Below are 11,932 nucleotides of genomic sequence, written 5' to 3' on the forward strand. Positions count from 1 at the left end.
CTTTATTTTTCAGGCGGTTGTTGCCTGAAATTCATAGGGTATCATTAAAATAGCTTTTCCATTTCCTGTGCGCGGGAAACGGCTGCCTGCATCGCTTTAGCAACGGTGGCAGGCAGTTGTTGTTCGTTGAACACCCGCAAGGCTTCTGCGGTGGTGCCCCCTTTGGATGTTACCTGCTCGCGCAATGTAGACAACGGTATTTCCGGGTTGGCGGCCGCCAGTGCCGCAGCGCCGATGGCGGCCTGCTGCACCAGTTCGCGTGCCGCTTGGTGGCTAAAGCCCATGCGTTCAGCTTCCTGTTGCATGGCATCCATAAACAGGAAGAAATAAGCGGGTGCACTGCCCGCAGCGGCAATCACCCCGTTAATGCCGTTTTCGTCTGCAACCCAACACACTTTCCCGACTGAACTCATCAGATCGCGGGTGTAATCGCGATCTGCTTGGCTGACCTGGGGGGGAGCATACAGCCCGCTCATGCCCTTACCTACTAACGATGGGGTGTTGGGCATAATACGCACAATGTTCAGTGGTTCACCCAGCATCTGATAGAAACGGCTGACCAAAATCCCGGCGGCGATGGACAGCACCAGTTTACCGGAGAGATCAATCTGTTCCTGCAACGGTTTGCAAACGTCTGCCATCATTTGTGGTTTTACTGCCAGCACCACCACATCGGCTTCCTGCGCGCAGGCAATATTGTTCGCGCTGCTGATGATGCCATAATCGGTAGCCAGTGCATCACGATTCTTTGAAGAAGGTGCGCAAACGCTGATGAGCGTTGCCGGATAACCGCCAGCAACCAGGCCAGCGATAATAGCGCGTGCCATGTTACCGGCACCAATAAAGGTAATCTTGCGATGTTGCATCAAATCCCTCGTTAATTCAGTTGTGCCCACCGACCTACGTATAGTCACGGGCTCCGAAAATGGCGGTGCCAATACGCACCATCGTGCTGCCAGCGGCGATAGCGGCGGCCATATCGTCAGTCATGCCCATCGACAACGTATCCACCTGTGGATAGTGCTGCTTAAGAGCCAGAAAGGCGTCATGCATCAGCCCGAAGACCGCCACTTGGCGCTGATAGTCAGTTTCTGGTGCCGGGATAGCCATCAGGCCGCGCAACGTGACATTGGGCAAGGCGGCTATCGCTGCGGCCAGCGCGGGCAGTTCATCCAATACAATGCCAGATTTGCTTTGCTCATCGCTGATATTTATCTGGATCAGCACATTAAGCGCTGACATACCTACCGGGCGCTGATCGCTCAGGCGCTGGGCGATACGCAGGCGGTCAAGGGTGTGGCACCAGGCGAAGTGCTCTGCCACCTGTTTGCTTTTGTTGGATTGCAAGGGGCCGATAAAGTGCCATTCCAATCCACTTCCTGCTGGTAATTGAGAAAAATACCGGATCTTGTCTACGCCTTCCTGCACGTAATTTTCGCCGAATGCGCGCTGGCCTGCCGCGATGGCTTTTGCGATCGCTTCCACAGGCTTGGTTTTACTGACTGCAAGCAATGTCACTTCTTCTGGAGCACGTGCGCAGCGTTGAGCTGCCGCAGCAATATGGCTCCTGACATCCTGCAAGTTCTGTTGGATAGTGCTCATTGTTGACCCAGGAGATTGATATGGATATCGATAAGTTGGTGGTTCTTAGTGTAAAACATAATGCCTCCGATCTGCACCTTTGTACCGGTCATCAGCCGATGCTGCGTATTGATGGTGAATTGCGGCCAGTAGAAGAAATAGAAGCGGTTTCGCACTCACAGATGGCTGGCTGGTGCGAAACATTGTTGACGCAGGAGCAACGGCAGCAGCTACAGGGGAGTGGCCAGCTCGATCTGGCTTTGACATTGGCGGGTGGCAGCCGCTTGCGCGCCAATTTCTTTTTACAGAATGGCGGGGTGTCCATCGCCTTGCGCCGGATTGCCAGTGCATGCCCGACCTTGGCCGAACTGGAAACCCCCGAGATCATTCCGGCGCTGATCCAGCGGGAAGATGGCCTGATTTTGGTTACTGGAGCGACTGGAAGCGGTAAATCCACCACCCTGGCAGCGATGATTGATTTTATCAACCAGCATCAGCGCCGCCATATTCTAACGCTGGAAGATCCGATTGAGTTTATCCACCACAGCCAGCGTTCCCTGATCCAGCAGCGTGAACTGGGGCGCGATACCCGCAGCTTTGATGAGGCACTGCGGGCAGCGCTGCGTGAAGATCCCGATGTGATCCTGCTGGGGGAACTGCGCGATACCGCCACGATCCGGCTAGCGTTGACTGCGGCAGAAACCGGCCACCTGGTATTGGCGACGTTGCATACCCGCAGTGCGCCGCAGGCGGTAGAACGGTTGGTGGATGTATTCCCGGTAGAGGAAAAGCCTTACGTTCGGGCGCAACTGGCAAACAGCTTGCAGGCGGTGATTGCGCAAAAGCTGTTGAGTAAACCTGGCGGTGGGCGGGTGGCAATTTATGAGATCCTCACTGCGACTGCCGCAGTGAGTAGCATGATCCGCGAAGGTAAAACGCACCAACTTGCCAGCGTATTGCAAACCGGTGCACAGTCAGGCATGCAGACCTTTGAGCAGGGTTTACAGCAGCGTATTCAGGCAGGTTTGCTCAGCGGAGCGGCTTAGGTGACACGGTTAGCTCAGTTGCTGCTCGAACCAGCTTTCCAGGATCACGACGGCGGAAGCCGAGTCAACGCTGCCTTTATCCAAGGCGCGGAAACCACCGCGATCAAACAGGTGAGCGCGAGCCTCAACGGTACTCAGGCGTTCATCATGCAAGGCGATTTGCACACCGAACCGGCCATGCAGGCGGTTGGCAAATTTACGTGCACGTTCGGTCAGGGGTTGTTCAGTACCATCCATATTCAGCGGCAGGCCGACCACCACTAAATCCGGCTGCCACTCTTTCAGTAGCCGCTCAACTTTCTGCCAGTCAGGGGTGCCGTCCTGTGCTTTAAACGCTGCCAAGGCGCGTGCGGTGCCGGTGATCTCCTGGCCGATGGCTGCGCCAATGCTGGTGGTGCCGAAGTCGAAGGCAATAATGGTGCGGTTAGCCATCAGGCATGCCCAGCCTGGTTGGCAATGCTGCGAATATCAATACCCAAGCGGTTTGCCGCTTCGCGCCAGCGGCTGGCGATCGGCGTATGGAATAAGATATCGGTGTCGGCTTCGGTGGTCAGCCAGGCGTTATCCAAAACCTCTTGCTCCAGTTGGTCTTTTTCCCAACCGGCATAGCCGAGAGCGACTAAGACGTCTTCTGGCTGTTCTGGGGTTCCAAGGGTTTCTAACACGTCTTTTGAGGTGGTGATCATGGTCTGCCGTGAAATCTGAATGCTTGAACTGAATCCTTTACGCGGCGTGTGCAGAATAAAACCACGATCATCAGCCAGTGGCCCACCGGCAAATACCGGTTTGTCCAAGCTGATGGCAGGATCACGTGGTGAAGGGGTGATTTTGAGTTTGCTCAACACCGATTCCACTGTGAACTGTTCCACTGGTTTGTTAATAACTAACCCCATGGCGCCATCTTCAGTATGTTCACAAATGTAGATCACCGAATGTTTGAAACGCGGATCTTGCATTCCTGGCATGGCAATGAGGAAGTGGTGCTGTAAATTCATGTCGTTATGTAAGATTTTATTGGTTGGAAAGTAAACATCCGCCAGTATGCGGCTATCTCCACGGTCTTTCAAGTTACCAGTATGGTTGCCCGGATTATCGGATAATGAGCCTTATAGCGGCAGCCCATTATCCGTGCTACTGAGAAATAGCCCCTGCTTATTTCGCGGCCAGACGTTTTTCAATCGCATCCATCAGCATACCGGTGATGGAAACCGGGAAAGCGGCTTCGATTTCACGGGCGCAGGTTGGGCTGGTAACGTTGATCTCGGTAAGGCGATCGCCAATTACATCCAAACCAACGAAAATCAATCCCTTTTCTTTCAGCGTTGGTGCCACTGCACGGGCAATCTTCCAGTCACTGTCGCTTAGCGGGCGAGGTTCACCACGGCCACCGGCAGCCAGATTACCACGGGTTTCTCCTTGGGCCGGAATACGTGCCAGGCAGTAAGGCACCGGTTCGCCATCCACCACCAGAATACGTTTATCCCCTTCTTTTATGGCGGGCAGGAAGTTTTGCGCCATGCAGAAACGGCTGCCGTGCTCGGTCAGGGTTTCGATAATCACCGACAGGTTAGGATCATCCTGCTTCACGCGGAAAATCGACGCTCCACCCATACCGTCCAACGGTTTGAGGATAATGTCGCCATGTTGCTGATGAAACTTGCGGATATGTGCTGCGCTACGGCTGACCAGCGTGTCCGGCGTCAGTTCTGGGAACCAGGCGGTGAACAGTTTTTCGTTGCAGTCACGCAGGCTCTGCGGTTTGTTGACCACCAAAGTGCCTTTCACTTCAGCACGTTCCAGAATATAGGTGGCGTAGATATATTCGGTATCAAAAGGGGGATCTTTACGCATCAGGATAACGTCCAGATCCTGCAAAGCCAGATCCTGCTCGGCGGTGAAACTGAACCAGTGCTCTTTATCTTCCTGCACCTTCAGCAGGCGTGTACGGGCGCGGCCATCACCAGCATGCAGATAGAGATCGTTCATCTCCATATAATGCAGTTCCCAGCCACGGCGCTGTGCTTCGAGCAGCATGGCGAAGCTGGTGTCTTTCTTGATATTGATGGAGGCAATAGGGTCCATCACGATGCCAAGTTTGATCATCTTTTCTCCTTACAAGCCTGTGTCAACAAGCTGTTAGCCCAGGTCGCCGAAACGGACCTGCAAAGCAGTAATTGCGGTAAGTGCTGTGGTTTCGGTACGCAAAACGCGTGGCCCTAACAGGATATCAGTAAACCCGTAGCCTGTGGTCATGGCAATTTCATCGCGAGATAACCCACCTTCTGGCCCGATCAGCAGACGAACATGATTCACTGGCAACGGTAGAGTATTGATGCTCTGGCTGGCCCGTGGATGCAGGTTCAGTTTAAGGCTGCCATCCTGCTCGGCGCACCAGGTTTCTAACGGCATCACTGCGCGAATTTCAGGGATGCGGTTACGACCACATTGTTCACAGGCGGCAATGGCAATTTTTTGCCACTGTTGCAGCTTCTTTGCCAAACGTTCGCCATCTAATTTAACGCCACAGCGTTCAGAAAACAGCGGGGTGATGACGTTCACACCCAACTCAATGGATTTCTGAATGGTGAATTCCATTTTCTCGCCACGTGAGATCACCTGACCGAGGTGCAGTTTGAGGGGCGATTCGCGATCTTCCAACTGCCCGGCGCTACTACGAACGCGGACATTCTTTTTATCTACCTGGACGATTTCAGCATCAAACACCTGATTGCTGCCATCGAACAGTTGCAGCGCATGCCCGGCGCTCATGCGCAACACACGGCCAACGTGGTTGGCGGCATCTTCGCTTAATGCGATTTCTGCGTTGGCAACTAATAGTTCTGGATGATAGATGCGAGGTATACGCATAGTGATGATCAGATCCTGGTTTGCTAAAACCGTGCCGCCTGTTGGCGGCGTGAAAAAACGATACCCTCAATAATTCGAGTTAGTGTTCAAAAACGCAACGCGTTTTTGAACACTAACTCTGTTGGCCCCGAAGGGCCGAGTAACCTGGCAAACTCGGCTTGAAATATGACGGGTATAGAGTAGGTTAGCCGTTTTATTGCGGGCAAGCCTGTTGAATATAAGGGTTATGGTTACCCTGGATCAGTGCGATACGTGCTTCCCGTGTGCATTCCCAGGCGGTAACCGGATATTGGCGATTCCAGGCTTCAAACAGTTGAGTTTGCTGGCGTGAAAGCTGTAACTGATAGTGATCGCGCATATAGAAGTAAGTACGTGCAATCGCACCGCGCGCACGTGCCGGTGGTTCAGCCAGTTTGTTCTTGAAATCAACTTTCATCGCACACTGGCCATATTGGCCTTCACCACCGCGCCATTGGCTATACATAAAATTGTTGCGATCGCCATTCACTTCACCAATAGCGGGTTGCAGGTTGTGCAAGTCAGTTTCCATCTGGCGGTAAACGGGATCTTTGTTGCAGTTCTTACGCCCACCGTCTTGCCAGCATTGTAACTGGTGGCCGAATTGCCAGGCCGGTACTACATGTTCCCATTCAATGCGTTCGGCACGCTGGGCGTTTTTTCGCACCTGATAGCCGCAACTGCTGAGATCGGGAATACCTTTCTTACCTTGCCAATTGATCTTGCAGCCGCAGTAGAAACTGCCGGGCGCATCCTGGTTGATCTCGGCCGCGGCTGCTTTAGCTTGGGAGAAGTTATTGATGTTTTGCGCCAGCACGCTGCCTGGGATAGCCAAAAGCACGATACATAAAATTTTGCGAAGCATATTCCAAAATAACTCTAAATCGGAAAAGTAGGCAGGGTAACGGAAGTCACCAGTAGGTGCAAATAGCGGTGCTGGTTTGTACCACTAACGCGCCAAGTAGCCGACTAACTGTTTTCGTTAGCTAGAAATTGCAGCTTTTCGCCACAGCGACGGCAGCGGTACTCACTTTCACCGCGTAGCACGCGGTTATGACGGCGCACGGTGAGCTGATGCTGTTGGCAAACACATTGATAAGGGAAGGTTTTGCTTTGTACCGAACTGACGGCGAACTGATGGGTGCGGCTGGCTGGTAGCTGTAGCACGCTTCCCATCATCCAACGCCACTCACGGCCATGTGGCGATACCTGGCCAAACTGGCGAAAGACCAGCAGATGAGCCAGTTCATGAGGGACAACTTCATCGATAAACGTGTGTTGGTTTTCGAGCAATAGCACCGGGTTCAGGCGAATTTCCCAGGCTTGCAGCCAAGCCGTGCCCGCGCTAGTGCCGCGTTGCTGGTAGACGATCTTGGGTTCTGGGAATTCAATGGCAAAATGCTGGCGTGCCAACTGTAGTTTGGCTCGTAGGCACCGCATAACCGCCTGTTGTAACGCAATAGGAATTCTTGTTCTGTTCATTGTGGCTAGCTTAAGCAATGGCGTGGAGGCTGACAATGGGCAGTGGAAGGAAATCATCGACGGATGCATTTGGGAGCGATTTTTCCCCACAATGATAGCCCGATCGCCCCTGACTGATTGTAATCAATGTGTTAACTGCGGGATAATAAACTGTGCCTGATGAGCCTGTACCCGCAAAGCTCACGGGATAGAGGTCAAAAAAACGCCACCGATCTTAAGCCCTTACGTTGGGGATAGCGGTTATTTTGCGATTTGGCGCAATAACGGGCTACCTAAAAATACGTAAGGTATGGGAAGTTTTTTGCCGTAGCGCACCCCGAGTACGCTGAGTGAGTGTGAATTTAACGCAGCTGATGTTGCAAGTGAGAGATTAATGTCGAATAAACCGTTTCATTATCAAGATCCGTTCCCGCAGAAGAAAGACGATACTGAATATTATCTACTAAGCCGTGAGCACGTTTCTGTCAGTGAGTTTGACGGCCAGGAAATCCTCAAAGTGGCCCCAGAAGCCCTGACTCTCCTTGCCCAACATGCGTTCCACGATGCCTCATTTATGCTACGCCCTGCGCATCAGCAGCAGGTGGCTGATATTCTCAGCGATCCAGAAGCCAGTGAAAACGATAAGTACGTGGCGCTGCAATTTTTACGTAACTCAGAAATCGCCGCCAAAGGTATTTTGCCCACCTGCCAGGATACCGGCACCGCGATCATCATGGGTAAAAAAGGCCAGCGAGTCTGGACCGGTGGCGGGGATGAAGAAGCGCTGTCGCGTGGGGTGTATAACACTTTTATTGAAGACAACCTGCGTTATTCACAAAATGCCGCGCTGGATATGTATAAAGAGGTGAATACCGGCAGCAACCTGCCTGCGCAAATTGATCTCTACAGCGTAGACGGCGAGGAATATAAATTCCTGTGCATCGCCAAAGGCGGTGGTTCGGCTAACAAAACCTACCTGTATCAGGAAACCAAAGCGTTGCTGTCACCAGGTAAATTGAAGGATTATCTGGTCGATAAAATGCGTACTCTGGGTACTGCGGCTTGCCCGCCGTATCATGTGGCTTTTGTTATCGGTGGCACTTCAGCGGAAGCCACGCTGAAAACCGTTAAACTGGCTTCCACCAAATATTATGATGGTTTGCCAACCGAAGGTAACGAACACGGTCAGGCATTCCGCGATGTGGCGTTGGAAGAAGAGCTGCTGAAAGAAGCACAAAACCTGGGGTTAGGGGCTCAGTTTGGCGGTAAATACTTTGCGCACGACATTCGTGTGGTACGTTTGCCACGTCACGGTGCGTCCTGCCCGGTCGGGATGGGGGTTTCCTGTTCAGCAGATCGCAATATCAAAGGTAAGATCAACCGTGAAGGTATCTGGCTGGAGAAGCTGGAACACAATCCTGGTAAATACATTCCGCAGGAACTGCGCCAGGCCGGTGAAGGGGAAGCCATCAAGATCGACCTAAACCGCCCGATGACCGACATTCTTCAACAATTGTCGCAGTACCCGGTTTCTACCCGTCTTTCCCTGAGTGGGACCATCATTGTCGGGCGCGATATTGCGCACGCCAAACTGAAAGAGCGCTTGGATCGCGGTGAAGGTTTGCCGCAATACGTGAAAGATCATCCGATTTATTACGCTGGGCCAGCCAAAACGCCTGAGGGTTATGCTTCCGGTTCACTAGGGCCAACCACGGCAGGCCGCATGGATTCATACGTTGATCTGCTGCAATCGCAGGGTGGCAGCATGATTATGCTGGCGAAAGGTAACCGTAGCCAGCAGGTGACTGATGCCTGCCACAAACACGGTGGGTTCTACCTTGGCAGCATCGGTGGCCCGGCGGCGGTGCTAGCGCAACAAAGTATCAAGAGCCTGGAATGTGTGGAATATCCTGAACTGGGTATGGAAGCGATCTGGAAGATTGAAGTGGAGGATTTCCCGGCCTTTATTCTGGTGGACGATAAAGGTAATGACTTTTTCCAGAAAATTCAGGAGTCGCAGTGTACGCGTTGCGTGAAGTAACCAGCTAATTGCAGTTGCTAGCCAAAATCACACAGGCCCACGTATGCGGGCCTGTTGTTTATCTATGATAGGCAAAATCAACGCGCCTGGCTGCGCTGCTTGATTACGTAACCGATGCCAAGAATGACAACCCAAATCGGGATTAGCAATACGGAAATCTGGATACCCGGCGTCAGATACATGACCACCAGAATCCCGGCCAAAAACGCCAGGCACAGGTAATTGCTGAACGGATACCAGAAGGCTTTGAACTTCGGCTGCACGCCCTCACGGTTTTTGGCCGCGCGGAATTTCAGGTGCGCCAGGCTGATCATTCCCCAGTTGATTACCAAGGCAGATACCACCAGCGCCATCAGCAGTTCGAAAGCACGGCCTGGGATCAGGTAGTTAATCAGCACGCACAGCGCAGTTGCCAGCGAAGAAAGACCAATGGCAATGACGGGAACACCGCGGCCATCAACCTTCAACAAGGCTTTTGGGCCGTTGCCTTGCTTTGCCAAACCGTACAGCATGCGGCTGTTGCAGTAGACGCAACTGTTATATACCGACAGCGCAGCCGTTAGCACCACGATGTTCAACACGGTAGCTACCAGGTTGCTGTTCAGCGCGTGGAAGATCATCACAAACGGGCTACCGCCTTCCACCACTTTGCCCCATGGGTAGAGTGACAGCAGAATGGTCAGTGAACCGATATAGAACAGCAGGATACGATAGATCACCTGGTTGGTGGCTTTCGGGATACTGGTCTCTGGATTATCGGCTTCGGCTGCGGTGATACCCACCAGTTCCAGCCCCCCGAAGGAGAACATGATCACCGCGATGGCCATGACCAGCCCCATGATGCCATTGGGGAAGAACCCACCTTGTGCCCACAGATTGGTGACAGTAGCTTCCGGGCCGCCCAGGCCGCTGAACAGCAGATAGGCACCAAACACGATCATGCCGATAATGGCGATCACTTTGATGATGGCAAACCAGAATTCCATTTCGCCATACACTTTCACGTTGGATAGGTTAATGGCGTTAATGGCGAGGAAGAATACTGCGGCAGAAACCCAGGTCGGAATCTCTGGCCACCAGTACTGCACGTAAATACCGACGGCGGTCAGCTCTGCCATTGCCACCAGGACATACAGCACCCAATAGTTCCAACCTGACGCGAAGCCAGCAAAATTCCCCCAATATTTATAGGCGAAGTGGCTAAAGGAACCGGCAACCGGCTCTTCTACAACCATTTCACCCAATTGACGCATGATCAGGAAGGCGATAAAACCACCAATCGCATAGCCAAGAATGACCGACGGGCCGGCCATTTTAATTGTTTGAGCGATACCGAGGAATAGCCCGGTACCGATAGCGCCACCTAAGGCAATGAGCTGAATATGGCGGTTTTTCAAACCGCGCTTCAACTGATCGCCATGTTGTTGACCATCCATCAATAAACCCTCTGTTGTTGCATAATGCGTACATCTGTAAATAAATAATTACGATTTGTGTTTTGTTTTATTTACGGTGTTGTCGCTATTAATTCTAAAGAACCGCTACCGTTTGGCAAAGAATAATGATAAGCGGCAAGGTTTGCACCTGCTTTGTGGTGTGAGTGATTAAGATTGCAGCAGTTTAGGTAATAAAATGCGGGCAGTGTGACGAGAGAAGGGGTTTTGTGCATGAAGTAAGCAATAAATCACACAATACGCAAAAGTAATCATTTTGTTTGCCGAAGTCATGAACCCTCACTGCGTCTATATATGGTTGAAATCAGCCCTGTTCCACCGTTTTAATCATCACTTCATAAAAGCCTTACACTTAACCAGAGGTTTCGTAAACGTTAAATTCATCATTTACCTCGTAAATGGTATTACCAAGATGGTGTGCTTGGTTTGCAGTAAGTTCTGGGCTGGGTTGTTAAATGTGTGGGAAACCATGATTTCAATCAAGGCCGATATGGACAGGAGGTGAATACTTTGTTACTTTACCGTCACGTTTTTGCAATTGGTATTACCAATTGACTTCGCGCACTTCGCAGAGAAGAAATCATCCATGGCCTACAGCAAAATCCGCCAGCCCAAGTTGTCAGATGTCATTGAGCAGCAGCTTGAGCATCTGATCCTTGAAGGTACGCTGCGCCCAGGCGAAAAGCTGCCCCCGGAGCGCGAACTGGCGAAACAATTTGATGTCTCCCGCCCTTCTTTGAGAGAAGCGATCCAACGCCTTGAAGCCAAAGGGCTGCTCCTGCGCCGCCAGGGTGGGGGAACCTTTGTACAAACTAATCTATGGCAGAGCTTCAGCGATCCGTTGGCTGAATTGCTGGCCGACCACCCTGAATCACAATTCGATCTGCTCGAAACCCGCCATGCCCTTGAAGGCATCGCTGCCTATTATGCAGCGCTGCGTGGCACCGATGAAGATCTGGCCCGTATTCGCGATTGCCATCATGTGATTCAACAGGCTCAAGACAGCGGCGATCTCGACGCCGAAGCCGATGCGGTTATGCAATATCAAATTGCTGTAACCGAAGCGGCGCATAACGTTGTGTTACTGCACCTGCTGCGTTGCATGGGGCCGATGTTGGAACAAAACGTTCGTCAGAACTTTGAATTGCTCTACTCGCGCCGTGAAATGTTGGTGAAAGTGAGCAGCCATCGCGCCGGGATTTTTGAGGCGATTGTGGCACGCGAGCCGGAAAAGGCCCGTGAAGCCTCGCACCGCCATTTGGCGTTTATCGAGGAAATGTTGCTGGATCTTGGCAGGGAACATTCCCGGCGTGAGAGATCGCTACGGCGTCTCCAGCAGCGCAAGGAGTAAGCGTGGTTTCCTGCGGGGCAACACCAGCCCGTCAGGATAGCGCTCGGGGTACTTATTTGGGCATTTGAAGCGGCAACCATACCCGATGGATTTCCAGTTGCAGCCACCGTGC

General features: G+C 52.3%; 12 protein-coding genes. 3 read left to right on the forward strand and 9 right to left on the reverse strand.

Annotated features, from left to right (window positions below; translation table 11 throughout):
• Nucleotides 1–44 precede the first annotated feature (44 nt).
• Together proC and Z042_RS08580 are read right to left on the reverse strand one after the other, a co-directional pair.
• Nucleotides 45–866, reverse strand: a complete 822-nt coding sequence (gene proC, locus Z042_RS08575; protein ID WP_024914279.1) for a pyrroline-5-carboxylate reductase — start codon at nucleotides 864–866, stop codon at nucleotides 45–47.
• A 34-nt stretch (nucleotides 867–900) separates the two neighbouring features.
• A complete protein-coding gene (locus Z042_RS08580; RefSeq protein WP_024914280.1) occupies nucleotides 901–1,602 on the reverse strand; it encodes a YggS family pyridoxal phosphate-dependent enzyme in 702 nt (233 codons plus the stop codon).
• Between the two features lie 20 nt (nucleotides 1,603–1,622).
• On the opposite strand from Z042_RS08580, the gene Z042_RS08585 reads away from it, so the two are divergent.
• Nucleotides 1,623–2,627 carry a type IV pilus twitching motility protein PilT gene (locus Z042_RS08585; RefSeq protein ID WP_024914281.1) on the forward strand — a complete coding sequence of 335 codons (1,005 nt, stop codon included), beginning with the start codon at nucleotides 1,623–1,625 and terminating at the stop codon, nucleotides 2,625–2,627.
• Nucleotides 2,628–2,636: 9 nt separating this feature from the next.
• Here Z042_RS08585 and ruvX read toward each other — a convergent pair whose 3' ends face one another.
• From ruvX to Z042_RS08615, 6 genes are all read right to left on the reverse strand, one after another.
• Nucleotides 2,637–3,059, reverse strand: a complete 423-nt coding sequence (gene ruvX, locus Z042_RS08590) for a Holliday junction resolvase RuvX (RefSeq protein ID WP_024914282.1) — start codon at nucleotides 3,057–3,059, stop codon at nucleotides 2,637–2,639.
• Nucleotides 3,059–3,622, reverse strand: a complete 564-nt coding sequence (locus Z042_RS08595) for a YqgE/AlgH family protein (protein ID WP_024914283.1) — start codon at nucleotides 3,620–3,622, stop codon at nucleotides 3,059–3,061. Before Z042_RS08595 ends, ruvX begins: the two co-directional genes overlap by 1 nt.
• Before the next feature lie 157 nt (nucleotides 3,623–3,779).
• Nucleotides 3,780–4,730, reverse strand: coding sequence for a glutathione synthase (gshB, locus tag Z042_RS08600; protein ID WP_024914284.1), 951 nt, complete (start codon nucleotides 4,728–4,730; stop codon nucleotides 3,780–3,782).
• A gap of 33 nt (nucleotides 4,731–4,763) precedes the next feature.
• The gene (gene rsmE / locus Z042_RS08605) at nucleotides 4,764–5,495 is read right to left on the reverse strand and encodes a 16S rRNA (uracil(1498)-N(3))-methyltransferase (protein ID WP_024914285.1); all 732 of its coding nucleotides are present in this window, start codon (nucleotides 5,493–5,495) and stop codon (nucleotides 4,764–4,766) included.
• Between the two features lie 193 nt (nucleotides 5,496–5,688).
• On the reverse strand, nucleotides 5,689–6,378 hold the full coding sequence (endA, locus tag Z042_RS08610; RefSeq protein ID WP_024909908.1) for a deoxyribonuclease I: 690 nt from the start codon (nucleotides 6,376–6,378) through the stop codon (nucleotides 5,689–5,691).
• A 104-nt stretch (nucleotides 6,379–6,482) separates the two neighbouring features.
• On the reverse strand, nucleotides 6,483–6,995 hold the full coding sequence (locus Z042_RS08615; protein ID WP_024909909.1) for a SprT family zinc-dependent metalloprotease: 513 nt from the start codon (nucleotides 6,993–6,995) through the stop codon (nucleotides 6,483–6,485).
• A gap of 373 nt (nucleotides 6,996–7,368) precedes the next feature.
• Here Z042_RS08615 and fumA point away from each other — a divergent pair, with 373 nt between their 5' ends.
• A complete protein-coding gene (fumA, locus tag Z042_RS08620; RefSeq protein ID WP_024909910.1) occupies nucleotides 7,369–9,015 on the forward strand; it encodes a class I fumarate hydratase FumA in 1,647 nt (548 codons plus the stop codon).
• Between the two features lie 77 nt (nucleotides 9,016–9,092).
• Here the strand turns inward: fumA and Z042_RS08625 are convergent, their stop codons facing one another.
• Complete coding sequence (locus tag Z042_RS08625; protein WP_024909911.1) at nucleotides 9,093–10,451, reverse strand: amino acid permease; 1,359 nt, start codon at nucleotides 10,449–10,451, stop codon at nucleotides 9,093–9,095.
• Nucleotides 10,452–11,055: 604 nt separating this feature from the next.
• Between Z042_RS08625 and pdhR the strand changes: the two genes are divergently transcribed.
• Nucleotides 11,056–11,820 carry a pyruvate dehydrogenase complex transcriptional repressor PdhR gene (pdhR, locus tag Z042_RS08630; protein WP_024909912.1) on the forward strand — a complete coding sequence of 255 codons (765 nt, stop codon included), beginning with the start codon at nucleotides 11,056–11,058 and terminating at the stop codon, nucleotides 11,818–11,820.
• Nucleotides 11,821–11,932 lie beyond the last annotated feature (112 nt).

Source organism: Chania multitudinisentens RB-25, from assembly GCF_000520015.2.
Taxonomy (GTDB): Bacteria; Pseudomonadota; Gammaproteobacteria; order Enterobacterales; family Enterobacteriaceae; genus Chania; species Chania multitudinisentens.